The 23,532-nt window shown below is 72.5% G+C and carries 18 protein-coding genes and 2 CRISPR repeat arrays; of the genes, 11 read left to right on the top strand and 7 right to left on the bottom strand.

Features of this window, described 5'->3' with window-relative positions; all coding sequences use genetic code 11:
* Positions 1–35: 35 nt before the first annotated feature.
* Positions 36–1,644: direct repeats of the CRISPR family, unit length 29 nt; unit sequence CTGCTCCCCGCGCACGCGGGGATGGACCC.
* Between the two features lie 236 nt (positions 1,645–1,880).
* The 8 genes from cas3 to cas2e all read left to right on the top strand — a co-directional run bounded on the left by cas3 (position 1,881) and on the right by cas2e (position 11,271).
* Positions 1,881–4,787 (top strand): CRISPR-associated helicase Cas3', encoded by a 2,907-nt coding sequence (gene cas3 / locus ACWGL3_RS07140; protein WP_452461029.1) that lies wholly within the window; start codon positions 1,881–1,883, stop codon positions 4,785–4,787.
* Complete coding sequence (casA, locus tag ACWGL3_RS07145) at positions 4,777–6,492, top strand: type I-E CRISPR-associated protein Cse1/CasA (protein WP_452461030.1); 1,716 nt, start codon at positions 4,777–4,779, stop codon at positions 6,490–6,492. The genes cas3 and casA overlap by 11 nt, the downstream gene beginning before the upstream one ends.
* Positions 6,489–7,193 carry a type I-E CRISPR-associated protein Cse2/CasB gene (gene casB, locus ACWGL3_RS07150; protein ID WP_452461031.1) on the top strand — a complete coding sequence of 235 codons (705 nt, stop codon included), beginning with the start codon at positions 6,489–6,491 and terminating at the stop codon, positions 7,191–7,193. The genes casA and casB overlap by 4 nt, the downstream gene beginning before the upstream one ends.
* A 131-nt stretch (positions 7,194–7,324) precedes the next feature.
* Positions 7,325–8,512, top strand: coding sequence for a type I-E CRISPR-associated protein Cas7/Cse4/CasC (cas7e, locus tag ACWGL3_RS07155; protein WP_452461032.1), 1,188 nt, complete (start codon positions 7,325–7,327; stop codon positions 8,510–8,512).
* Positions 8,509–9,228, top strand: coding sequence for a type I-E CRISPR-associated protein Cas5/CasD (gene cas5e / locus ACWGL3_RS07160; protein WP_267945510.1), 720 nt, complete (start codon positions 8,509–8,511; stop codon positions 9,226–9,228). The genes cas7e and cas5e overlap by 4 nt, the downstream gene beginning before the upstream one ends.
* Complete coding sequence (cas6e, locus tag ACWGL3_RS07165) at positions 9,228–9,971, top strand: type I-E CRISPR-associated protein Cas6/Cse3/CasE (protein ID WP_452461033.1); 744 nt, start codon at positions 9,228–9,230, stop codon at positions 9,969–9,971. Before cas5e ends, cas6e begins: the two co-directional genes overlap by 1 nt.
* Positions 9,968–10,924, top strand: a complete 957-nt coding sequence (gene cas1e / locus ACWGL3_RS07170) for a type I-E CRISPR-associated endonuclease Cas1e (protein WP_452461034.1) — start codon at positions 9,968–9,970, stop codon at positions 10,922–10,924. The genes cas6e and cas1e overlap by 4 nt, the downstream gene beginning before the upstream one ends.
* A complete protein-coding gene (gene cas2e / locus ACWGL3_RS07175) occupies positions 10,921–11,271 on the top strand; it encodes a type I-E CRISPR-associated endoribonuclease Cas2e (RefSeq protein ID WP_267945507.1) in 351 nt (116 codons plus the stop codon). Before cas1e ends, cas2e begins: the two co-directional genes overlap by 4 nt.
* 98 nt (positions 11,272–11,369) lie before the next feature.
* Positions 11,370–13,658: a CRISPR direct-repeat array (repeat unit 29 nt; unit sequence CTGCTCCCCGCGCACGCGGGGATGGACCC).
* Positions 13,659–13,741: 83 nt separating this feature from the next.
* Here cas2e and ACWGL3_RS07180 read toward each other — a convergent pair.
* Positions 13,742–14,254 carry a PACE efflux transporter gene (locus ACWGL3_RS07180; protein ID WP_452461035.1) on the bottom strand — a complete coding sequence of 171 codons (513 nt, stop codon included), beginning with the start codon at positions 14,252–14,254 and terminating at the stop codon, positions 13,742–13,744.
* Between the two features lie 101 nt (positions 14,255–14,355).
* Between ACWGL3_RS07180 and ACWGL3_RS07185 the strand changes: the two genes are divergently transcribed.
* Together ACWGL3_RS07185 and ACWGL3_RS07190 are read left to right on the top strand one after the other, a co-directional pair.
* Complete coding sequence (locus tag ACWGL3_RS07185; protein ID WP_267945505.1) at positions 14,356–15,297, top strand: LysR family transcriptional regulator; 942 nt, start codon at positions 14,356–14,358, stop codon at positions 15,295–15,297.
* Between the two features lie 97 nt (positions 15,298–15,394).
* Positions 15,395–15,856, top strand: coding sequence for a PPOX class F420-dependent oxidoreductase (locus ACWGL3_RS07190; RefSeq protein WP_267945504.1), 462 nt, complete (start codon positions 15,395–15,397; stop codon positions 15,854–15,856).
* A gap of 90 nt (positions 15,857–15,946) precedes the next feature.
* Here ACWGL3_RS07190 and ACWGL3_RS07195 read toward each other — a convergent pair whose 3' ends face one another.
* From ACWGL3_RS07195 to mgrA, 6 genes are all read right to left on the bottom strand, one after another.
* Positions 15,947–16,321: a hypothetical protein gene (locus ACWGL3_RS07195; protein ID WP_452461036.1), complete on the bottom strand. Its 375-nt coding sequence runs from the start codon at positions 16,319–16,321 to the stop codon at positions 15,947–15,949.
* Between the two features lie 44 nt (positions 16,322–16,365).
* Positions 16,366–16,767, bottom strand: coding sequence for a four-helix bundle copper-binding protein (locus tag ACWGL3_RS07200; RefSeq protein ID WP_267945502.1), 402 nt, complete (start codon positions 16,765–16,767; stop codon positions 16,366–16,368).
* Positions 16,768–16,871: 104 nt separating this feature from the next.
* Positions 16,872–18,338, bottom strand: coding sequence for a cytochrome P450 (locus ACWGL3_RS07205; RefSeq protein WP_452461037.1), 1,467 nt, complete (start codon positions 18,336–18,338; stop codon positions 16,872–16,874).
* A gap of 39 nt (positions 18,339–18,377) precedes the next feature.
* Positions 18,378–20,402, bottom strand: coding sequence for a CocE/NonD family hydrolase (locus ACWGL3_RS07210; protein WP_267945500.1), 2,025 nt, complete (start codon positions 20,400–20,402; stop codon positions 18,378–18,380).
* 12 nt (positions 20,403–20,414) lie between these two features.
* On the bottom strand, positions 20,415–21,725 hold the full coding sequence (locus tag ACWGL3_RS07215) for an ATP-grasp domain-containing protein (protein WP_267945499.1): 1,311 nt from the start codon (positions 21,723–21,725) through the stop codon (positions 20,415–20,417).
* Positions 21,726–21,818: 93 nt separating this feature from the next.
* The gene (gene mgrA, locus ACWGL3_RS07220) at positions 21,819–22,814 is read right to left on the bottom strand and encodes an L-glyceraldehyde 3-phosphate reductase (RefSeq protein WP_267945498.1); all 996 of its coding nucleotides are present in this window, start codon (positions 22,812–22,814) and stop codon (positions 21,819–21,821) included.
* Between the two features lie 400 nt (positions 22,815–23,214).
* Here mgrA and ACWGL3_RS07225 point away from each other — a divergent pair, with 400 nt between their 5' ends.
* The gene (locus ACWGL3_RS07225) at positions 23,215–23,505 is read left to right on the top strand and encodes a hypothetical protein (protein WP_267945497.1); all 291 of its coding nucleotides are present in this window, start codon (positions 23,215–23,217) and stop codon (positions 23,503–23,505) included.
* Positions 23,506–23,532 lie beyond the last annotated feature (27 nt).

The raw sequence follows: 23,532 nt of genomic DNA on the forward strand, positions 1-23,532 counted from the left end.
CCCGCCTACCGCGGCGCGGCCATCTCCCCGGTTACCTGCTCCCCGCGCACGCGGGGATGGACCCGGGGACCCGTTCAATCTCCCGGACGTCGGTGGCTGCTCCCCGCGCACGCGGGGATGGACCTCTTCGCCAGCGCGCGGGCGTTCCCCAGGATGACTGCTCCCCGCGCACGCGGGGATGGACCCTGCCTGTGGGTGATCACGTCGTCATCACGGCGCTGCTCCCCGCGCACGCGGGGATGGACCCAAATCGGCGACGTCGTACAAGGTCCGGCACGGCTGCTCCCCGCGCACGCGGGGATGGACCCAACCCGGCCCAGATAATCGCAGCCGTGGACATCTGCTCCCCGCGCACGCGGGGATGGACCCGGGCGGCCCGCCCCGGTGGGCCACGTGGTGGTCTGCTCCCCGCGCACGCGGGGATGGACCCAGCGGCCATTCGATGCGTGACGCCTTGGACCGCTGCTCCCCGCGCACGCGGGGATGGACCCCTCGGTGACGCCACGAGCCTGCGGGCCCACCTCTGCTCCCCGCGCACGCGGGGATGGACCCCTGGGCAGCTGGGGCGAGAACCAGGCCGCCGACTGCTCCCCGCGCACGCGGGGATGGACCCGGCGAAGCGACCTTCCGCGAGGGCATGAACGACTGCTCCCCGCGCACGCGGGGATGGACCCACGGCCCTGTGCGGCAAGGACTGCCAGGAACCCTGCTCCCCGCGCACGCGGGGATGGACCCGCCGACATCAGGAGCTGTACGTTCTCCCTGGACTGCTCCCCGCGCACGCGGGGATGGACCCCGGATGCCCAGCTCCCGGCTCAGCTTCTCGCGCTGCTCCCCGCGCACGCGGGGATGGACCCCGCCGTCCGGACTCCCTCGTACTCGACGCGTGCTGCTCCCCGCGCACGCGGGGATGGACCCTTCGGAGACGGCATGAGGGTGACCCTGCCGTCCTGCTCCCCGCGCACGCGGGGATGGACCCGTGCCGAACCCGTCGGCCTCGACGGCGTCGTCCTGCTCCCCGCGCACGCGGGGATGGACCCGGCGTCCGGGGCGACATCAGCGGCACCGCCTTCTGCTCCCCGCGCACGCGGGGATGGACCCCGGATCCGCTGGCCGGTCCACAGCTCGATGCCCTGCTCCCCGCGCACGCGGGGATGGACCCTGGCTGGCGGAGGTCCGCGCGGCGTCCTCCCTCTGCTCCCCGCGCACGCGGGGATGGACCCGCGAACACGAAGAAGGCCTACGGGAGCGCACTCTGCTCCCCGCGCACGCGGGGATGGACCCGCTCGCCCCCGGAATCCGCGCACCATACGCTGCTGCTCCCCGCGCACGCGGGGATGGACCTGGTGCACCGGAGGTGGCGGAGGCATATGTGATCTGCTCCCCGCGCACGCGGGGATGGACCCCGGGTGCCACTTCATGAACAGCCCGACGATGACTGCTCCCCGCGCACGCGGGGATGGACCCATCCCGTACCGGAACTGCGGGATGGCCTGGTCCTGCTCCCCGCGCACGCGGGGATGGGCCCTCGCCCAGGCCGCCGCCCCCGCCCGCTGGCTGCTCCCCGCGCACGCGGGGATGGGCCCTCGCCCAGGCCGCCGCCCCCGCCCGCTGGCTGCTCCCCGCGCACGCGGGGATGGACCCTTGCAGGTACTCGTCATCTGGGGTGCGGCAAACTGCTCCCCGCCTCACGCGGGGATGGACCCGTGCCCCCACCACCCACCCCAGCTACTCCTGCCGCGCGCGACACCCACGGGACCAGATACCACACGAGTCCCGATTCCGTGGCTGAACCCGCGAGTAGCAACTGGCCAAAAGTGGTCGGACTAATGTTCGAGAAAGTCCGCGAAACCTCACCCGGGTTCGGTTGAATATCCGGCATGACCCTTCCCGGACAGCCCTTGACCTGGGCTGCCACGTTGTCCCCTGCCGCTCGCGCAGTGTGGGCCAAACACGACTTCGAGTCCGACGGCTGGCTTCCGCTGCACCGCCACATGGCCGACAGCGCCGCCGTCGCGGACAAGCTCTGGGACGAGTGGCTTCCCGCCCAGGTGCGCGATCACGTCAGCGCCGCGCTCCCGCAGGGCCCCGACGACGCCCGCCTCCTTGCGGTCTGGCTCGCCGCCACCCACGACATCGGCAAGGCCACGCCCGCCTTCGCCTGCCAGGTCGAACACCTCGCGGACGACATGCGCGCGCACGGTCTGGAAATGCCCCTCCAGAAGCAGATGCCCGACCGGAACCTTGCCCCCCACGGCATCGCCGGTCAGCTCATCCTGCGTGACTGGCTCGTGGACCACCACGGCTGGAACCCCCGCGACACCCACCAGCTCACCATCGTCGCCGGCGGCCACCACGGCGTCCAGCCCGGCTACTCGGCCATCGCCGAACTCGACCGGCACCCCCAGCTCCTGCGCACCCCCGGCCACGAGACCGCCTGGTCGACGGCCCAGACCGAACTCCTCGACACCGCCGCCCGGATCACCGGAGTGGACGCCCGCCTCTCCGACTGGAAGTCGCTCAAGCTTCCGCAGACCGTGCAGGTCCTCCTGAGCGCGCTGGTCATCGTCGCGGACTGGATCGCCAGCAACCCCGACTTCTTCCCCTACTTCCCGGGCGAGCGCAGCACCGACCCCGAGCGCACCCGCGAGGCCTGGCGCCTCCTTGACCTCCCCCAGCAGTGGAAGGCCGAGAAACCCGAGGGCACCGCGGCGGAGCTCTTCTCGGAACGCTTCGACCTCCCCGAGGGCGCGACCGTCCGCCCCGTCCAGGAGCAGGCTGTCGAGGCCGCCCGGCAGATGTCCGGTCCCGGCCTGATGATCGTCGAGGCGCCCATGGGTGAGGGCAAGACCGAGGCCGCCCTCGCCGTCGCCGAGATCTTCGCGGCCCGGTCCGGCGCGGGAGGCTGTTTCGTCGCCCTGCCGACCATGGCCACCAGCAACGCCATGTTCGAGCGCTACCTCACCTGGCTCGAACGCCTCCCCGGAATGCCGAAGGAAGCCGCCTCGGTGTTCCTCGCCCACTCCAAGGCGCACCTGAACGAGGAGTTCACGCAGCTCATGGGCGGTGGACGCCGCCTGGCCAGCGACATCGACCGCGATGCCGGGGAGAGCGGCTCCGGCACCGGGCGCCGCGCCCCGGCAGCCCTGACCGCCCACCGCTGGCTCCGGGGCCGCAAGAAGGGCATGCTCTCCTCCTTCGCCGTCGGCACCGTCGACCAGCTCCTCTTCACCGGACTCAAGAGCAAGCACCTGGCCCTGCGCCACCTCGCCATGGCGGGCAAGGTCGTCGTCATCGACGAGGCCCACGCCTACGACACCTATATGAACGCCTACCTCGACCGAGCCCTCTCCTGGCTCGGCAGGTACGGCGTCCCCGTCGTCGTCCTCTCCGCGACCCTGCCCGCCCGGCGCAGGCGCGAGCTGGCCGAGGCCTACACCGGCACGTCGGGGGAGGGGTATGACGAGGTCGGGAAGGCCCGCGCCTACCCCCTGATCACCACGGCCGAGACCGGTGCCGCGCCCCGCCTGCACACCCCCGCCGCCTCCGGTCGCGCGACCGACGTCGTCGTGGAACCCCTGGCCGACGACCTGGACGTTCTCACCACACGCCTGGAGGAGGCCCTGACGGACGGCGGTTGCGCCCTGGTTGTACGCAACACTGTCGCGCGCGTTCACGAGGCCGCCGCGCACCTGCGCGCCCACTTCGGAGACGACACGGTCACCGTCACCCACTCGCGCTTCCTCGCCCTGGACCGCGCCGCCAACGACGACGCCCTGGTGGCCGACTACGGGCCGCCCGCCAGGGTCGCCGACCTCGGCGGGGAGCGCCCCGCCCGCCACATCGTGGTCGCCAGCCAGGTCGTGGAGCAGTCCCTGGACGTCGACTTCGACCTCCTGGTCACCGACCTCGCCCCCGTCGACCTCATACTCCAGCGCATGGGCCGCCTCCACCGCCACCCGCGCGGGCAGGACCAGTCCGACCGTCCCGAGCGCGTGCGCCGGGCCCGCTGCCTGGTCACCGGCGTGGACTGGGGCGAGGCGCCGCCCACGCCGGTCCGGGGCTCGCGGACGGTCTACGGCGAGTACGCCCTCCTGCGCGCGCTCGCGGTGCTCCGCACCCGCCTGGAGGCGGAGCCCGCCGACGCGGGCACTGCCCGCACCGTCCGCCTCCCCGACGACATCAGCCCCCTGGTCCAGGACGCCTACGGCGACGGGTCGATCGCCCCCGATACCTGGGACGAGGCGATGGCCCAGGCCCTCAGGGCCCACGAGACCGAGCAGGCGCGCAAGGGCGAGAAGGCCCAGACCTTCCTGCTCAAACCGGCCGCCCGGGACGGGCGGGCGCTCATCGGCTGGATCGAGGCCGGGGTCGGCGACGCCGAGGACACCCAGGCCGGCAAGGCCCAGGTCCGCGACACCCGCGACAGCCTGGAGGTCCTGGTCGCCCGCCGCTCAGCCGACGGCACAGTGACCACCGTCCCCTGGCTGGCCGACGAACGCGGCGGACTGGACCTGCCCACCGACAGCGCGCCGCCGCCCGCCTCCGCGCGGGCCCTGGCCGCCTCCGCACTGCGGCTGCCCTACCAGTTCACGTTCCCCAAGGAGCTGGACCGGGCCATCGCCGAACTCGAGACCGACCTCGTCCTCGCCTGGCAGACCAAGGACGCCCACTGGATCGCCGAGGAACTCGTCCTCTTCCTGGACGAGGACGACCGCGCCGAACTCGCCGGATTCCGGCTGCACTACACCCCGACCGACGGACTGGAGGTCCACCGTGCCGACTGACGCCTCCGGGCCAGCGTCACCCTCGCCAGACGCGTCCCCACCGACGCCCCCGCCCTCCTTCGACCTGACCAGCAGGCACTGGATCCCCGTCCAGCGGCTCGACGGGACCGAGGCCGAACTCTCCCTCACCGAGATCTTCGAGCAGGCCCCGCAGGTCCGGCGCCTGGTCGGCGACGTGCCCACCCAGGACTTCTCCCTCCTGCGGCTGCTCCTGGCCGTCCTGCACGACGCGATCGACGGCCCGGAGGACATCGACGACTGGGCCGACCTGTGGAACGGAGGCGAGGGAGACCTCCCCACGGACCGCGTCCGCGACTATCTCCACGAGCACCGCGACCGCCTCGACCTGCTGCACCCGACCACGCCCTTCCTCCAGGTCCCGGACCTGCGCACGACCAAGGGCGAGTACTCCTCCCTCGATCCGATCGTGGCCGACGTGCCCAACAACGCGCGCTTCTTCACCATGCGCGCGAACGGCGCCGAACGCCTGGGCTTCGCCGAGGCCGCCCGCTGGCTCCTGCACGCCCACGCCTACGACACCTCGGGGATCAAGTCCGGAGTGGTCGGCGACCCCCGGGTCAAGGGCGGCAAGGTCTACCCGCAAGGGGTGGGCTGGGCCGGGAACCTCGGCGGGGTCTACGTGGAGGGCGACGACCTGCGCGCCACCCTCCTCCTCAACCTGCTGCCCCACGACACCGACAACCTGCGCTCGCGCCCCGACGACCTCCCCGCCTGGCGCCGGCCCCCGGCCACCGCCGAGGCTCTCGGGGGAGCGGAGGCCCAGACCCGCCCCCACGGCCTGCGCGACCTCTACACCTGGCAGAGCCGAAGGGTGCGCCTGCACCACGACGGCGAAGCCGTCCACGGCGTCCTGCTCGCCTACGGCGACCCTCTGACCCCGCGCAACAAGCACGACCGCGAACCCATGACCGCCTGGCGGCGCAGCCCCGCCCAGGAGAAGAAGCTCGGTGAGGAGCAGGTCTACCTGCCCCGGGACCACGACCCGGCCCGCAGCGCCTGGCGCGGCCTCGCCGCCCTGGTCACCGGCCGTGTCCGGGGCGCGGAACAGCGCCGCGAGGCCGCCAAGGTCGTGCGCCCCCGGGTTCTGGACTGGATCGCGCGCCTGACCGTGGAGGGGTTCCTGGACAAGGGCTTCCTCATCCGCACGCGCCTGGTCGGCGCGGTCTACGGCACCCAGCAGTCGGTCATCGACGAGATCGTCGACGACACCGTCGCCATGCCCGTGGTCCTGCTGAACGAGCAGGACAGCACCCTCGGTCAGACGGCCGTCGACGCCGTCAACGACGCCGAGGAGGCGGTCATGGTCCTGGGGGACCTGGCCACCGCACTGGCCGAGGCGGCGGGCGCGGCGACCGAGGCGCCCCGAGCCACCGCCCGCGACCGGGGCTTCGCCGCACTGGACGAGCCCTTCCGCAAGTGGCTGCGCGACCTGCGCCCCTCCGACAACCCGCTCTACCCGGCCGAACAGCGCCGCCAGTGGCAGCTCACGGCACGCCAGATCGTGTCCGGCATCGGTGACGACCTCCTCGTATCCGCCGGTGAGGCCGCCTGGACCGGGCGGGTCGTCACCGCCAAGAACGGCTCGGTCTGGCTCAGCGCCTCCCGCGCCGACCTGCGCTTCCGCTCGGGACTGCGCAGGGCGCTCCCCATGGCCACCCCCGACGACCCGGAGACGCAGCAGTGACCACCACCAGCACATCGACCCCCGCCCGCAAGGGCGCCGCCGCGAACACGGCCTACGTGCCCGACCTCCGTGAGGTCGGCACGTTCGTGGACGAGCGCGTCCGCGCGCTCCAGGGCGGCTACCTCAAGGACCTCTCCGCGGCCGTCTCCACCCTGGCCAAGCTGCGCCGGGGAGCGGGCAAGCCCATCGAGGCGGTCCCGGAGCTGGTGGGGCTGACCCTCGACCACCGCTTCTACGAGACCTTCCCGGTCGAGGACCCCCGCACCGAGGCGGCCGAGGCCGCCGCCCACGAGGCGCTCACCCTCTACGCCCTGCACCAGCAGTCCAAGCGGGAGCGGGGCATGCACAAGCGGGGTAGCGGGCTCGGCGGCGCGGTGCGCCGCCTCATGCCCGGCGGCGACATCGACGAGCCCCTGCGCAAGAGGTTCGTGCAGGCCGGGAGCGCCGCCGACCACGCCACCCGCCTCGACCGGCTCCGCGGCATCGTCAGCCTCCTGCGCACCGAGGACATCCCGCTCGACTACGGGCTCCTCGCCGACCAGCTCCACGACGCCCGCACTCCGGCGGGGGCCGCCCGGGTGCGCCGGGCCTGGGGGCGCGGCTTCCAGGCCCACCGGCCCGAGCGTGCGGACGGCGCCGCACCGGACGCCGAACCTGGTACCCCGGACGGGGACGGTCCGGACGCCGCCCCGGAGAGCTGAACACCGCCGCCCCGGCGGACCGCACAAGCCCCGGGGCGACCAGCAGATCCCTCGCGCTGCCCCGGCAGCGCTGTCAGCCGACCCCTCCCACGTGCCCTGACGGGCACCGACAAGACGACGAGGACACCACCATGAGCCGCACCATTCTCGACGTGCACGTGTTGCAGACCGTGCCGCCCAGCAACCTCAACAGGGACGACACCGGCGCCCCCAAGACCGCCGTCTACGGCGGGGTCAAGCGGTCCCGCGTCTCCAGCCAGGCGTGGAAGCGCGCCACCCGGCTCGCGTTCGACGCCCTCCTCGACCCACAGGACCTGGGCACCCGGACCAAGCGCGTCGCCGAGCTGATCGCCGCCCGCATCCGTGAACTCGACCCCTCGGTGGAGGAGGCCGAAGCGCTCGTCCTCGCGGCGGAGACCGTGCAGACGGCCACCGGCTCCAAGATCGAGGTGCCCAAGCGCAAGGCTGACGCCGCGAAGAAGAAGGGCGAGAAGGAGCCCGCCCCCGAGTCCGCCTACCTGATGTTCCTCAGCGCCCAGCAGCGGGACGGCCTGGCCGCACTCGCGCTCGACGGTCGCGAGGACATCAAGGCGTTCCTCAAGGAGAAGGAGAACAAGGCGCGCGCCAAGTCCGTCGCCGACACCCGCCACTCGGTGGACATCGCCCTGTTCGGGCGCATGGTCGCGGACGGCGCCGACATCAACGTGGACGCAGCCGCGCAGGTCGCCCACGCCATCAGCGTCCACGCCGTCGAGAACGAGTCCGACTACTACACGGCCGTGGACGACCGGAACCCGGAGGAGGACACCGGGGCGGGCATGATCGGCACCGTCGAGTTCAACTCCGCCACCCTGTACCGGTACGCGGCCGTCGACGTCGACCTGCTCAAGAAGAACCTGGGGGAGGGGCTGCGCGAGGACGAGCCCGTCACCGAACCGCTGCGCCGCGCCATCGAGGCGTTCGTGCGCGGGTTCGTGGAGTCGCTGCCCACCGGCAAGATCAACACTTTCGGCAACCACACCCTGCCCGACGCGGTTGTCGTCAAGTTGCGCGACTCCCGGCCGATCAGCTTCGTGGGGGCGTTCGAGGAGCCGGTGACGTCCGGGGCCGGACACGTGGCCGAGGCCAGCGCCCGCCTGGCCGACCACGTCTCCCAGGTCGAGCGCGCCTACGGGGCCGAGGACGGCGTGGACACCTGGGTCGTGCACGTGGGGGAGCGCACCGCCAAGCTCTCCGGCCTGGGCTCCGTCGTCTCCCTCCCCGAGCTGGTCATCCAGGTCGGCGCGGCCGTCGCGCAGCGTCAGGCGCCGACGGCATGAGTGCCCTGCCCCTCGTCCTGGCCGGCCCCCTCCAGGCGTGGGGGTCGGCGTCCCGGTTCGCCCGCCGGGGCACCGAGAACGCCCCCACCAAGAGCGGGATCGTCGGCCTGCTCGCCGCCGCCCTGGGACGCGACCGCACCGCCGACCTCTCCGACCTGGCCGCGCTGCGGTTCGGCGTGCGCGTGGACCAGCCCGGCGTGCGCGTGCGCGACTACCAGACCGCCAAACACCTGGTCACCGGGGTCTCCATGCCGGTGTCGGAGCGCTTCTACCTGTCCGACGCGGTGTTCGTGGCGGCGGTCGAGGGCGATCCGGAACTGGTCGCCGACCTGTACCGGGCCGTCCGCGAACCCGTGTACCTGCCCTACCTGGGCCGGCGCTCGTGCCCGCCCGCGCGGCCCGTGGACCTGGGCGCCCCCGTCGACGGCACGGTCGAGGACGTCCTGGAGCGGACGCCCTGGCAGGCCGCCCGCTGGTTCCAGCTCCAGCGGCGCCGGAAGGGGGAGGAGTTGGTGGAGCTCAGCACCCTCGTCGACGCCGCGCCGGGGGAGACCCGGGCCGACACCCTGCGCGACCTGCCGCTCAGTTTCAACCCCCTGCACCGGCGCTACGCCCTGCGGGCGGTGACCCCGGGGGCGGTGCACGTGCCGAACCCGCTGGTCCGCCGCGCCGCACCCCCCGACCACGACCCCGTGTCCGCACTGGGAGGCAGCTGATGTACCTCACCCGATTCCGGTTCAACACCAACAGGCCGGGAAGCAGGAAGCTGCTGTCCTCGCCGCAGGCCGTGCACGCCGCCGTGCTGGGCGGCTTCCCGGACCTGCTCCCGGGAGACCCGGGGAACCAGGGGGCCGCGGGGGCGCCGCGCGTGCTGTGGCGGGTGGACCGCAACGCCCGGGCGGAGGTGCTGCTGTACGTCGTGAGCCCGGCCGCGCCCGACCTGACCCACCTGGTGGAGCAGGCGGGGTGGCCCAAGGCGGAGGGGGACGGATGGCAGACCCACGACTACGGCGGGTTCCTGGGCAGGCTGGAGGCGGGGCAGACGTGGGCGTTCCGGCTCACCGCCAACCCCGTGCACAGCATCCGGCGCAAGGACGGGGAGCCGACCAAGGTCACCGCCCACGTCACCCCACGGCACCAGGCGGGGTGGCTGCTGCAGCGGCAGGAGGCGAACGGTTTCGAGATCGTGCGCAGGCCGGTCGACCAGCAGTTGATTCCGGGCGAGGACGAACACGAGCTGGTCGTCCACGGGCGTGACGCAACAGGGTTCGACAAGGCCGACCCCCGGCCCGAGAAGAAGGGGAGGTCCCGTATGCGCGTCCCCCTGGTGACCGCGACCTTCGACGGCAGGCTGACCGTCACCGACCCGGACGCCCTGCGCCGCGTGCTGTGCGCCGGCCTGGGACGGGCCAAGGCGTACGGCTGCGGCCTGATGACCCTGGCGCAGGTGGACCGATGACCACGGTGAGCAAGCGGCGCGCCTCCACGCCGCGCGAACTGACCAGGGTCGGTGAATGGCTCTCCTTCGTCTACCTGGAGCGGTGCGTCGTCCACCGCGACGACAACGCGATCACCGCCGAGGACGGCGAGGGTGTGCGGCACATCCCGGGCGCCACCATCGGCACCCTCCTCCTCGGGCCGGGGACGAGGGTGACCCATCAGGCGATGAGCGTCCTGGGGGAGTGCGGGGCCAGCGTCGTGTGGGTGGGAGAGCAGGGGGTGCGCTTCTACGCGGCCGGCCGCGGCCTGACGCGCTCCTCGCACCTGGTGGAGGCCCAGGCGAAGGCCTGGGCCAACCGGCAGAGCCGCCTCGACGTCGCGCGGGCGATGTACCGGATGCGGTTCCCCGACCTGGACGTGGAGCGGTTCGGCCGCCAGGAACTCCTCGGCAAGGAGGGCAAGAGGGTCCAGGCGTGCTACCGGGCCGAGGCGGAGCGGACGGGTGTGCCCTGGCACGGGCGGCGCTACACGCCGGGACACCACGACAACTCCGACGCGCCGAACAAGGCGATCACCTCGGCCGCCCAGTGCTTCTACGGGGTGGCGCACGCGGTGGCGACGGCGCTCGGGTGCAGCCCGGGACTGGGCTTCGTCCACTCGGGGCACGAACGGGGGTTCGTGATGGACGTCGCCGACCTGTACAAGGTGGAGATCGGCATCCCGGTGGCCTTCGACGCGGCGGCGCAGGGCGAGGAGGACGTGGACGGGGTGACGCGTCGGCTGCTGCGGGACCGGATCAACCAGGAGAAGCTGCTCGACCGGTGCGTCGACGACATCAAGAGGCTTCTGCTGGGTCAGGGGCACGACGCGGACGACGGCCGGGAGGATGAGGCGGACGCGGTCGGACTGGTGGGCGACCGGGGCGAGCTGCTCGAAGCCGGGCGCGACTACTCCCACGAGGTGGTCTGGTGACCGTCGTCGTCCTCACCAAGTGCCCGCCGGGGTTGCGGGGCTTCCTCACCCGGTGGCTGCTGGAGATCTCGGCCGGGGTGTTCATCGGCAACCCGTCGCGGAGGGTCAGGGAGGCGCTGTGGGCGGAGGTGAAGGAGTACGCGGGGAACGGCAGGGCGCTGCTGGCGTACAGCAACGACTCCGAGCAGGGGTTCACCTTCGAGACCTTCGAGCACCACTGGCAGCCGGTGGACCACGAGGGGCTGACCCTCATACACCGTCCCCGCAAGGCGGCGGTCGAAGCCGCTCAGGTGCCGAAGACCGGGTGGAGCAAGGCGTCGAAGCGGCGGCGTTTCGGGGGAAGGTGAGCTTTATGTCCGATGTGAGTACTTTGGGTCTGGTGTCTGTTTCTCGAGAAGTTGGAAAATCAGTCGCTTGTCACTGGTAAGTTGCCAGGTCATCGACTCTGCTCCCCGCGCACGCGGGGATGGACCCCTGGGGCGCGACACGCCCGACACGCCGTATCGCTGCTCCCCGCGCACGCGGGGATGGACCCCTAAGAACCACAGAAGCTAACTTCTTAAGAAACTGCTCCCCGCGCACGCGGGGATGGACCCATGAGGGTCGTGAGGCGGGAGGCCATCGTCGGCTGCTCCCCGCGCACGCGGGGATGGACCCAGGGTCTGATCCGACCCGTTCATGGGCATTTCCTGCTCCCCGCGCACGCGGGGATGGACCCCGTCCTCGCCGGGCTCGTCGGCCGGTCCGAGTCTGCTCCCCGCGCACGCGGGGATGGACCCTCCAGGTTGAACAAGCCCCCCTGGTTCACGCACTGCTCCCCGCGCACGCGGGGATGGACCCTCGTCACCCCTCGGAGTCGTAGGTGGCCGTGACTGCTCCCCGCGCACGCGGGGATGGACCCCCGACCAAGAACCGGGCGACTCCTACGACACACTGCTCCCCGCGCACGCGGGGATGGACCTTTATTGATAGTCCGCATAGTGCCTTTCATTTCCTGCTCCCCGCGCACGCGGGGATGGACCCAGTCGCCAGGAGCACGGCGAGTTCCGCGAGGCCTGCTCCCCGCGCACGCGGGGATGGACCCGCCGCCGGCGACCCCCTCGACCTCATCAGCGTCTGCTCCCCGCGCACGCGGGGATGGACCCGGGCCGCCCGTGGTGTGCCGTGTAGTCGGCCTCTGCTCCCCGCGCACGCGGGGATGGACCCGGGCCGCCCGTGGTGTGCCGTGTAGTCGGCCTCTGCTCCCCGCGCACGCGGGGATGGACCCAGCCGCCGCATGCCGTCGGCGGAGGTCATGCCCTGCTCCCCGCGCACGCGGGGATGGACCCATCTTGCCCGACGACATGGAGCAGGCGGCGCTCTGCTCCCCGCGCACGCGGGGATGGACCCCGTCCGGGCCTTCTTGCGACCTCACGTGTGACCTGCTCCCCGCGCACGCGGGGATGGACCCTGCCTGCCACACACGCGCTCGATGCCACGGCTCTGCTCCCCGCGCACGCGGGGATGGACCCCAGTACGACCCCCACGCGCTCACCTGGAGGTCCTGCTCCCCGCGCACGCGGGGATGGACCCGGGCGGCAGGGAGTAGAACACGTCCTCGGAGACTGCTCCCCGCGCATGCGGGGATGGACCCAGCCGGGGGTGTCGCACTCGGCGACAAAGCAGGCTGCTCCCCGCGCACGCGGGGATGGACCCATGACGCGATCCACTCCGGCCAGTCGGAGTGCCTCTGCTCCCCGCGCACGCGGGGATGGACCCTCCCGCTGACACACCCTGACCGCACACTGGAACTGCTCCCCGCGCACGCGGGGATGGACCTATTCGGCCGAGGCCTCCAAGGGGCGTCTAGGCCTGCTCCCCGCGCACGCGGGGATGGACCCAAGCTGCGCAGCCTCGGCCGCGAAGGCTGGGACTGCTCCCCGCGCACGCGGGGATGGACCCTGGAACATCTGCGTCACCGGGCTGATGGACTCCTGCTCCCCGCGCACGCGGGGATGGACCCACGCTTCTTCGCACCCCTGATTTCCTGGAGCTCTGCTCCCCGCGCACGCGGGGATGGACCCACCGCCACCGCCGACTTCGGGTGCGCGATGACCTGCTCCCCGCGCACGCGGGGATGGACCCGCGGACCGGTCGTGCGCGTCACGCTGTCCGTGCTGCTCCCCGCGCACGCGGGGATGGACCCTCGAACAGCACGCCTACGACGCGACCCCCGACCTGCTCCCCGCGCACGCGGGGATGGACCCGGCGACCGCGTGCGGGTCCTCGCACGCGAGGACTGCTCCCCGCGCACGCGGGGATGGACCCGAGAACGGCGCGTCTACGGACTCCTGGTACACCTGCTCCCCGCGCACGCGGGGATGGACCCCGTCCGGGCCTTCTTGCGACCTCACGTGTGACCTGCTCCCCGCGCACGCGGGGATGGACCCGAGCTCGTGGACCGGCTGCGACGCCGCGACGACTGCTCCCCGCGCACGCGGGGATGGACCCAGCTCGCTCACGACCTGGTGCTTGGGAGCGCGCTGCTCCCCGCGCACGCGGGGATGGACCCCGCGGGGAGTACTGCCGGATCGCGAGCAGGTCCTGCTCCCCGCGCACGCGGGGATGGACCCAGCAGGATGACCATGCCGCCGAGGATGTCGATCTGCTCCCCGCGCACGCGGGGATGGACCTCCCCCGATCCCCGCGAGCAGGGCCAGCGCGGCGTGCTCCCCGCGCATGCGGGGATGGACCCGACCCGGAGCTGATCAAGCCCATCAAGCCGCGCTGCTCCCCGCACCTTGCGGGGATCGGGGATGGCGATCGCCTCGGCCGCACTCAGGGGCGTTCGGCCACAGGCGCGGGCTCCTCGGCGGGCTCGGCAACCCCGGTCCCGTCCTCGACTACACCTTCCGCCCCCGGAACGGGCTCCGCGATGGCGGAGGACGGCAACCCGAAGATCTTGTCGAAGGCCCAGTTGTAGCCGAACGTGTAGAACGGGATGTAGACGATGAACACCAGGTCCAGCAGGAACGCCTGGACCAGGCTGATGTCCAGCCACCACGCGATGAGCGGGATCAGGTAGCACACCAGCGTCAGCTGGAACGCGACCGCGTGCAGGATTCTGCGCCCCACCGTGCGCTCGCGGCTGACCTGCCGGCGCTCCCACGCCTCGAACAGGTAGTTGAAGGCCATGTTCCACAGCGCCGCCACCGTGGCGATCATGATCGCGAGCGGGGCCGTCGTTCCCGGGCCGCTTCCTGTCAGGGCCGTCATCACGGCGGTGCCCACGGCGAAGCCGATGACCTCGTAACCGCCCACGTACACCAGCTTGCGCTTCAGACCTTGCACTTCGCACTCTTTTCGGGATCTTCCGGATGCAACAGGGTCCGACGCTAACGTCAGCTACGGTGATGGAAAAAGTCAGCTTCTTTCAGATCGGTTGACAGAACGTGGGCCTCTCCAGCGACAACATCGACCTCTTCCTCGCCGTGGTCGACCACGGCTCCTTCTCCGCCGCCGCACGCGCGCTGAACCGGGTCCCCTCTGCGGTGAGCATGGGCATCGCCAACATCGAGGCCGAACTCGGCTACCCGCTGTTCGACCGCTCCCGGCGCGAGCCCGTCCCCACGGCGCGGGCGCAGGCCCTCGTGCCGCACGCCCGGCTGGTCGCGAGCAGGCTGCGCCTGCTCCAGGCCCACGCGGTCGAGCTCTCCGACGACCTGGAGAGCACGCTCACGGTCGGGGTGTCGGCGGGGGTCGACCACCGGCCGCTCCTGGACGCGGTGGCGGAGATCGCGGCGCGCCACCCCCTGCTCTCCGTGGAGATCGCCGACGCCCCGCAGGACGACGTCCGGGAGCAGCTGCACTCCGGAACCGTGGACCTGGCGCTGATGTTCGCCCGCACCCGCAACGACCGGGAGGAGGTGTTCCTCAATGTGGCGGAGGAGACGTTCGTGGCGGTGGCGTCCGCCTCCGTGGAGACCTTCGGGATCCCCGCCGACCTGCGGCGCCTGGAGGACCTCGCCGGGGCCCGCCAGATCGTGGTGTCCAGCCTGGAGCGGCAGCTGACGGAGCGGCGGCTCGTCGTCTCGGACGCCTACTGGCGCGCGAACTCGGTGGAGACCGCGCTCGGCCTGGTGGAGCGCGGGGTCGGCTGGGCCAACCTGCCGCTGCCGGTCGTGCGGGCCAGGGCCGCGGCCGGGGCGGTGCGCGTGATGGAGTTCGAGAACCTCAGGAACGGCCTGGCCATGCCGGTGCAGCTGGTGTGGCTGCGCGGCAGCCCGCTCCGCAAGGCGGCGGGGGAGCTGGTCGACCGGATGGGCCGGGACTGGCGCGTGCGGGACCGGCCCCGGCAGGGCGTTCGGCCGCACCAGGCCCCGCCCGGTCCGTGACACGGTCTGCCAGGGCCTGGTTCGCCCCTCGGCGGAGCACTAGGCTGACCCGGTTCGTGAGCGGAACGCGGACACCCTGAGCAGCGAAAGCGAGAAGATGAGCCCTTCGATCGCCACCAACACCAAGGTCGACCTCGACGGTCTGCTGGAGTTCGCCCGCCCCCGCCACCGGGGGCTCCTCATCACCCGCCGGGCCGACGGCGGCCCCCAGGCCTCGCCGGTCACCTGCGGGGTCGACACCGAGGGCCGCATCGTGGTCTCCACCTACCCCGAGCGCGCCAAGGCCCGCAACGCCGGCCGCGACCCGAAGGTGAGCATCGTGGTGCTCTCCGAGGACTTCGACGGCCCGTGGGTCCAGATCGACGGCGACGCCGAGGTCATCGACGGGGAGGAGGCCGTGGAGCCCCTGGTCGAGTACTTCCGGGTGATCTCCGGCGAGCACCCGGACTGGGACGAGTACCGCGAGGCGATGCGCCGGCAGGGCAAGGCCCTGGTCCGGATCACCCCGAGGCGCTGGGGTCCGGTCGCCACCGGCGGGTTCCCCGCCGACCGCGTCTGACACGGCGCAGGGCCGCGCGGACCGGTGTCCGCTCGGCCCTCCGTGCCTTGTTCCGGCCCTCCCGGCGGCCCGGTGCCGCGTGTCGGACCACTACCGCTCCGGCGGTCCGCCCTCCCGGCCGGGCCCCTCGGGGCCTTCCGGCCCGCCTCCGCGCCCGGAACCCTCAGGTCCTTCCTTCCCACCGGACCCTTCCGGCGGCTCCCCGCCTTGATCCGGGTCCCGTCCCGGCGGGCCGCTCTCCGGCGGGGCGTCGGCCCCGTCACCTTCCTCCGGAGGACTTCCTTCCCGGGACTCGCCCCAACCGGTCGGGTAGCGCCGGCCGTCCGGCCGCTCCTTCCAGTAGTCGGGCGAGCGTACGGCCCGCTGCTTGCGGATCGTGTCCCAGCGGATGACCCACAGCACGAAGAAGAACACCACGACCGGCAGCGCCGCGACCACCGCGACCACGGCCACCCCTGTCGGCATCGGCCCGTCCATCGCCTCCCCCTTCCGTCGGAGCGTCCGCGGCCTCAGAGAGCGGCCAGCAGCTCCCGGCACGCCTGCTCGCAGCGGCGGCACGCCTCCGCGCACAGGCGGCAGTGCTCGTGCTCCCCGGCGTGCCTCTCGCACTCCTCGGCGCACTTGCGGCACGCCTCCGCGCAGGCCTCCAGCAGGAGCCGCAGGACGTCGTCCTCCTCGCCGGTCCGGCGGGAGACCGCGCGGCCGGTCACGGCGCACATGTCCGCGCAGTCCAGGTCGGTGCGGACACAGGCGACCAGGTCGGCCACCGTCTCCTCGCCCAGGCAGGCGTCCGCGCACACCGTGCACACCTGCGCGCACTCCCCGCAGGCCTCGACGCACGCGGTGATCTTCGCGCCGACCCCCTCGGGGTCCTCCGGGTGGGTGTACAGGATCTGTCCGACGGTGCTCATGGCCCCTCCTCAGTGGTCCGCCCGGGCTCGGCGCCCGGGCGGGTTCGGTCTCGGTCCTGCTCGGAACCGGGTGAGGAGGGGCCCCGTCCGGGTTCGTCGTCGGCTCAGGCGCCGCGCCCGGGCAGGGTGAAGCGCAGGGCGAAGTGGTTCAGCGAGGCGGGGAGGCCCGACGCGGGCAGCGGGCCGCGCGCGTCGACACGGGTGAGGTCGCGGTCCCGCACCAGGGAGCGCAGGAACAGCGACAGGGTCAGCGGCACCACCTCGCGCCCCGCGCACCCGGCCGGGCCGTAGCTGAAGGGCAGGATCCCCGGGTCCTCCTCGGCCCGGCCGTCGATCCACACCTCCGGTGCGAACTCGTCGGCGTACGGCAGGCGGGACGGGTCGCGGTGGAAGTAGGCGCTCATGACCACGAACGCCGTCCCGGCGGGGAACACGCGGTCCCGCCACACGGTCTCGCGGTTGCTCTCCCGCAGCACCGCCAGCGTCGTCGGCCACAGCCGTACGGACTCCAGCACCGTCGCGCGCAGCAGCGGCAGGTCCAGCCCCTCGGTCTCCTGGATCTCCTCCCGGGCCGCGTGCGCCCCCGGGCTGTACGACGTCAGGAGCGCCAGGGAGCGGAACGCGGCGATCGCCGCGGCGTCGAACGCGAACAGCCAGTGGGCCGCCTGGTCCTCCGGGTGGGACCCGGCCTTCCGGGACAGGCCCGCAGCGAGGCTGCCGGGCTCGGCCCGGTCGACGGCGCGGCCCACCCGGTCGAGGAACTCCGCCCTCACGGTCCGCTGCACCGGCGCCGCGTACGACCAGTTGCCCCGGGCCCGCAGCCTGCGCAGCAGTTCGGTGGTCCGGACGTCCCCCGCCGCGGAGGCGCCGAACACCACCCGCCGGGCCAGCGCGTCGAAGGACGCGGAGAACCGGTTCCAGTCGAGGACTCCGCCGTCCCCCAGGGCGGCCAGCAGGGCCCGCGCCTCCTCGTCGGCCTGGGCCGCGATCACGTCCCCGTCGGGGTGGAGTACGCGGCCGGTGGCCAGGGCCTGCTCGTTGGAGGCCCGCCGGTGTGGCCGCTCCTCGGGCTCGGAGACCAGTACCGCGTGCGGCTCGAAGTGCGAGAGCGCGCCGCGCTTCTCGCGCCCGCCGGACGAGAACGGGTCCGGGGTGCCCTCCAGCAGCGTCCTCACGTCGTCGGCGGCCAGCACCAGGGCGGCGTCCCTGCCGGCCAGGCGCAGCGGCAGCGGCCCGTCGCCGTGCCTCTCGCGCAGGTCCCGCAGGGTGGAGACGATCCCCCGGTCCGCCTCCAGTGCGCTGACCAGGCTCTCCATCAGGGGGCGCCGTACGAGCACGCCCCGCGCCAGGGTGGGGAGCAGCACCTTCGACAGAACGCGCGCGGTCTCGGCGGCGTCGGGACCGCCCAGCTCCGCTTCGACGGCGCCCTTCGCCTCTCCCGCGAGTGCCTGCGGCGTTCCGGTCGCGCCCGGCTCCGTGTCCCCGGAGGCTCCGCGCCCCTTCGAGCCGTCCGGCCCCTTCCCGTCCCTGCCTGCGGTGTGCGCCTCGGCGCGTCCCCCGGTGGAGGCCATGGTCCTCCTCCCCTCCCGTGTCGCGGATGTCGGTCCTCGTCAGATGTGGTCCCTGGGCACGCTCTCGCTCCACTGCCTGGAGAAGATCCGCTCGTCCCCCTCGAACGCGTCCAGGGTCGCGTATACCCGGAACTCCGTCTCGGTGCACTCGAGGGAGGTATGGGTCTCGGTACGGGTGCTCCAGTCCCCGCGGGCGAACCGCATCGTCCACGTGGACCGGCCCCGGGCGGACGTGAAGTCGTCCGCCACCGACTCGTACAGCTCGTAGGCCCGCCGTCCGACGTCCAGGTCGATGTCCTCGAAGTGGAGGATCCCGCCGTCCTTGACGATCTCCAGGGACGAGCGGGTGTCGACCATGTCCCGCTGGACGGTCCAGCGGTGGTCCGGGGTCTCCCGCCGCGCGGTCTCGATCTGCGGTGTCCCCTCGGGCTCGCCGAAGGGCTGCGGGTGCAGTTCCTCGTCCTCGGGCACGGGCCGCACCGGCAGGTGCAGCGTGCTCCCCTCGGGGTGGACGGTCATCAGCACCGGGCGCGGCGGGGGCCAGGCCAGGGGCCAGTACGACGTGGACAGCGACAGCCGTATGCGGTGGCCCGCCGGGAAGACCTGGGCGACACCGTTGAGGGTGACCTTCACCCGGCAGCGCTCGCCCGGCTCCATCGCCCGCGGCGTCTCGTGCCCGTCCCGGTGGGTGAGGTTGAGCAGGCCGAAGGTCACCCGGGTGGCGCTGCCGTCGGGCGCCACGTCGCACAGGCGGGCGGCGACCATGGCCACCGGCTCGGTGACGGAGAGCTCGAGTTCGACCTCTGCCTCACCGAGGATCTCGACGTCCTCGGTGAGGACGTCGCTGTCGAAGACCAGGGAGCCGCCGTCCTCCTCGCGCTGGTCGTAGGGCAGGTCAGGCGGGGCGTTGTACGAGGCCCACTTGCCGGCGAACTGCCCGGTGGTCAGCGGCGACCGCAGGGTCAGGGACTCGGCGCTGACCTTCTCCCCGGGGGCGCCGATGCGGTACCTGGCCAGCGGCAGCCCGGTCCGCTCGATGCCGGGGGAGGGCCACGCGTCCTCGCGCACCCACCGGCCGGGGCGCTCCTGGTAGGAGGTGGAGGGCGGGACGCTGTCCTGCATCCACGCCCACAGGGAGGGGCCCTCGTCGACGCCGTTCTCCTCGCCCTTGAGCCAGTGGTCCAGCCAGCGCACGACCTCCTGGAGGTAGCCGATGGCGGGGCCGGGCACGCCCATGTGCGGGTAGCGGTGCGACCAGGGGCCGATCAGGCCGCGGCTGGGCACGTCCAGGTTCTCCAGGACGCGCAGGACGGCGTTGGAGTAGCCGTCGGCCCACCCGCTGGAGGCGAGGACCGGGCAGCGCACGTCCGTGTAGTCGTCGCACACCGAGGCGTGCCGCCAGTAGTCGTCGCGGCGCTGGTGCCGCAGCCACTCCAGGACCCACGGCTCGGTGGCCTCCAGGCGCTCGCGCCACATGTCGCGCCAGCTCTCCCCCACGACGGCGGGGTCGGGCGGGCAGGTGCCGAACGCGAACATGGTCCCGGCCTCCGCCAGGTTGTCCGAGAGCAGGCACCCGCCCATGTAGTGGAAGTCGTCGCCGTACCGGTCGTCGGTGAAGGAGCTGATCACGATCGTGCCCAGGCTCGGCGGCTGCCGGGCCGCGACCTGGAGGGCGGCGAACCCGCCCCAGGACAGCCCCAGCATGCTCGTGCTGCCGTCGCACCAGGGCTGGTCGGCCAGCCAGGCCAGGACCTCCTCCGCGTCCTGCTGCTCGCGTTCGAGGTACTCGTCGACGAGCACCCCCTCGGAGTCGCCCGTGCCCCTCAGGTCGACGCGGACGCAGGCGTAGCCGTGCCCCGCGATGTAGGGGTGGTGCTGGGAGTCGCGCACGGCCGTCAGGTCGCGCCTGCGGTAGGGGATGTACTCCAGGACCGCCGGCACCGGGGTCGCGTCGGAGGAGGTGGGGCGCCACATCCTCGCTGCCAGCCGGACCCCGTCCGACATGGGGATCCAGAAGTGCTCGTCGGAGCGGACCGCGTGCGGCAGGGAACTCACCACGTGCATGTACGGTCCTCCTCAGCGCTCGGCGCCCTGCTCGGGCTTCACGTCCTCGTCCTCTTCCACGAACTCGAATCTCAGCGCCTCGACGCAGCGCTCGTACTTGGCGCGCATCTCGGTCTCGTCCGCGGCGCCGATGGTGATCTTGGCGAGCTCGAAACTGTAGCTGTCCTGGGACCGCATCTGCGAGAGCGGCTCGCCGGGCTCGGGCACCACCTTCACGCTCACGCCCGGCAGGGAGCGCTCCAGCTCGGCCACCTCCTCGTCGGTGGGCACACGCACCGGGACGCCGTCGTCCCCGAAGCGCCGGTGGTACCACTCGGCCGCCACGGCGAACTCGCCCCGGGCCTCGGCGGTCATCCGGGGGTCCCTGCCCAGGCTCAGCAGCAGCATGCGCTCGTGGTTGGCGATCCCGTCCACCAGCTCGAACAGCTCGGCGTGGGACTGGGAGTGCCGGGGGTTGACCTCCAGGAGGTTGAGGCCGTCCTCGACGGGGTCGTAGAAGAACTCGACGCTGAACGTGGAGTTGTCCAGCCCGACCTGGCGGATGACCCGCTCGGAGACGTCGGCCATGCGCTCACGGACCTCCTCGGGGAGCCCCGAGGGGTACTGGTGGCGCAGGAAGGCGGGGCTGCCGGGGTAGTCGACCGAGTCGAGGGACGCGTAGACGACCACGTCGCCCCGGTACACGAAGCCCTCGACGGCGGCCTGCACGCCGTGCAGGGCGCCTTCGGCCAGACAGGTGCGTCCGCCCACCTCGGAGATCTCCGGGGGCAGGTCGACCCGGGAGAGGATCTGCTCGAAGGGGCGCCCGATGCGGTCGATGCCCTCGCGCAGTTCGGAGACGGCCCCCTCGAAGTCCTTGTCGTCGAGCACGTGGAAGGCGAGCTCGGAGGAGGCCGACTTCACGGGCTTGAGCCACATGGGGTAGCCGGGCGGGTCCGGCACCGTGGGGTCGCCGTTCAGCTCGACGAGGGCGAAGGGCGGGTACTCGTCGATGACCTTGCGCTGCTCCAGGCGGCTCCAGTACTTGTGCTCGCACTTGACCACCGACTCCAGGCTCGCGGAGGGGAGGCCGCGGCGCTCGCACAGGATCGGCACGAGCAGCGTCACGGGGAAGTCCCAGTAGCCGCAGATGGCGTCGACGGTGTCGGGGAAGTCGTCGAGGACCTTCTCGGCCTTGTCGATCAGCTGGTCGATGTCGACCTCGCCGGTCTGGAGCTCGTCCAGGCTCAGCAGCTGGTGGAAACGGCAGTCGCGTCCGGTGGGGGTCCGGCGCAGGATCTCGTGGTTCCGCTCGTCCAGTCCGACGACGAAGATGTTCTTCATGGGGCGCACCACCTTTTCTCCTCGGGGAAATGATGCTGGTGGTGCGCCTACCCGCGTGAACCGTTACAAACCCGAAATGTGACGAGGTGCTCGTCAGCCGGCGGGTGCGTACCGGTCGATCTCGGCCAGCTCGGAGGCGTCGAAGTCCAGGTTCCCGACCGCGGCCACGTTGTCCTCCAGCTGCCCGATACTGCTCGCGCCGATCACCGCCGAGGTCACCCGCTCGCCGCGCAGCACCCACGCCAGCGCCGTCTGCGCCAGCGTCTGGCCCCGCCGCCCGGCGATCGCGTCGAGGGCGCGCACCCGCTCCAGGACGTCCCCGGTGACGCCCTCGGCGTTCAGGAACGGACTGCTCCCGGCGGCGCGCGAGCCCTCCGGGACGCCGTTCAGGTACCGGTCGGTCAGCAGGCCCTGGGCGAGCGGGGAGTAGGCGATCGAACCGGCGCCCACCTCGTCCAGCACGTCGAGCAGGCCGTCCTCCACCCACCGGTTGAACATCGAGTACGACGGCTGGTGGATCAGCATCGGCGTGCCCAGGTCCCGCAGGATCGCGGCGGCCTCGCGGGTCTGCTCGGGGGAGTAGTTGGACACCCCCGCGTACAGGGCCTTGCCCCGGCGCACCGCCGTGTCGAGCGCGCCCATGGTCTCCTCCAGGGGCGTGTCCGGGTCGGGGCGGTGGGAGTAGAACACGTCCACGTGGTCCAGGCCCATGCGTCCCAGGCTCTGGTCCAGACTGGCCAGCACGGACTTGCGCGAGCCCCACTCGCCGTACGGGCCGGGCCACATCAGGTACCCGGCCTTGGTGGAGACGACGATCTCGTCCCGGTACCGGCCCAGGTCCCCGGCGAGGATCCTGCCGAAGTTCTCCTCGGCGGCCCCCGGCGGCGGTCCGTAGTTGTTGGCGAGGTCGAAGTGGGTCACGCCCAGGTCGAACGCCCGCAGCACGATCTCCTTCTGCCGTGCGAGGTCGCGGTCGTGTCCGAAGTTGTGCCACAGGCCCAGGGAGAGGGCGGGCAGGCGCAGACCGCTGCGCCCCACCCGCCGGTAGGGCATGGAGTCGTACCGCGTGGGGGCGGCGACGTAGGTCATGGGTCATTCCCCGTTCTCGTGGCCGGACGCCGCTCGTCCGGCGTGCGGAGGCTACAGCGCGGACGCGGACCCGAGCGCGAGCGCCCCCCGCGTGGCGGGTCCGGCGCCGTCCGGGAGGGCCGGCCCGGGGCCGTGGTGGCGCCGGTGCGGCTCGAACGCCGGCGGACGGGTGTCCGCGAGCGGGTCCGAGGCAAGCGCGCAGCGCGTCCGCGCGGGCCAAGAGACGCCAAAACACCCCCAAGACTACTTTGAGTGATTTTGTGAGTGCATACGGTTACCAGTCGGGCGTCGTGGACATCTATTCCGCGGGGGCCGTTCACCGAATCCGGCCCTCGCATCCGGCTCCTGCGACGCTCCGCCGACATGTCGGAGCGCCAGGCCACAACGAGAGGGAACTCGTATGAACCGCAAGACCGTGACCCGCCTCGCCTTCGCCGCCATCGTGGCCCCCGCCCTCGCCTTCGGCGCCCCGGCGGCGGCCATGGCGGACAGCTTCTTCGCTGCCGGCATGAGCGAGGCGGGCCCCCACGGGGCCTCCCAGGCGGGCGTCATCGCCGGGGCCACGAGCGGCCACGGGAGCGACCACGAGGACGGCAAGGGCGGCAAGGGCGGCAGCTTCTACATCAAGAAGTGGAACGAGGCCGGCCCCCACGGAGCCTCCGAGGGCGGCGTGGTCAGCGCTGCCGGTTAAGGCGCCCCGGCCGCGGGCCCTCGGGCC

The sequence above is a fragment of the Nocardiopsis sp. NPDC055824 genome (assembly GCF_053616335.1).

What these genes read in the sequence shown, in the direction of transcription:
- cas3 (WP_452461029.1), top strand. Translation starts at nt 1,881, where the DNA reads ATGACCCTTCCCGGACAGCCCTTGACCTGGGCTGCCACGTTGTCCCCT.
- cas7e (WP_452461032.1), top strand. Translation starts at nt 7,325, where the DNA reads ATGAGCCGCACCATTCTCGACGTGCACGTGTTGCAGACCGTGCCGCCC.
- cas5e (WP_267945510.1), top strand. Translation starts at nt 8,509, where the DNA reads ATGAGTGCCCTGCCCCTCGTCCTGGCCGGCCCCCTCCAGGCGTGGGGG.
- cas6e (WP_452461033.1), top strand. Translation starts at nt 9,228, where the DNA reads ATGTACCTCACCCGATTCCGGTTCAACACCAACAGGCCGGGAAGCAGG.
- cas1e (WP_452461034.1), top strand. Translation starts at nt 9,968, where the DNA reads ATGACCACGGTGAGCAAGCGGCGCGCCTCCACGCCGCGCGAACTGACC.
- ACWGL3_RS07190 (WP_267945504.1), top strand. Translation starts at nt 15,395, where the DNA reads ATGAGCCCTTCGATCGCCACCAACACCAAGGTCGACCTCGACGGTCTG.
- ACWGL3_RS07195 (WP_452461036.1), bottom strand. Translation starts at nt 16,321, where the DNA reads ATGCCGACAGGGGTGGCCGTGGTCGCGGTGGTCGCGGCGCTGCCGGTC.
- ACWGL3_RS07200 (WP_267945502.1), bottom strand. Translation starts at nt 16,767, where the DNA reads ATGAGCACCGTCGGACAGATCCTGTACACCCACCCGGAGGACCCCGAG.
- ACWGL3_RS07205 (WP_452461037.1), bottom strand. Translation starts at nt 18,338, where the DNA reads ATGGCCTCCACCGGGGGACGCGCCGAGGCGCACACCGCAGGCAGGGAC.
- ACWGL3_RS07210 (WP_267945500.1), bottom strand. Translation starts at nt 20,402, where the DNA reads ATGCACGTGGTGAGTTCCCTGCCGCACGCGGTCCGCTCCGACGAGCAC.
- ACWGL3_RS07215 (WP_267945499.1), bottom strand. Translation starts at nt 21,725, where the DNA reads ATGAAGAACATCTTCGTCGTCGGACTGGACGAGCGGAACCACGAGATC.
- mgrA (WP_267945498.1), bottom strand. Translation starts at nt 22,814, where the DNA reads ATGACCTACGTCGCCGCCCCCACGCGGTACGACTCCATGCCCTACCGG.
- ACWGL3_RS07225 (WP_267945497.1), top strand. Translation starts at nt 23,215, where the DNA reads ATGAACCGCAAGACCGTGACCCGCCTCGCCTTCGCCGCCATCGTGGCC.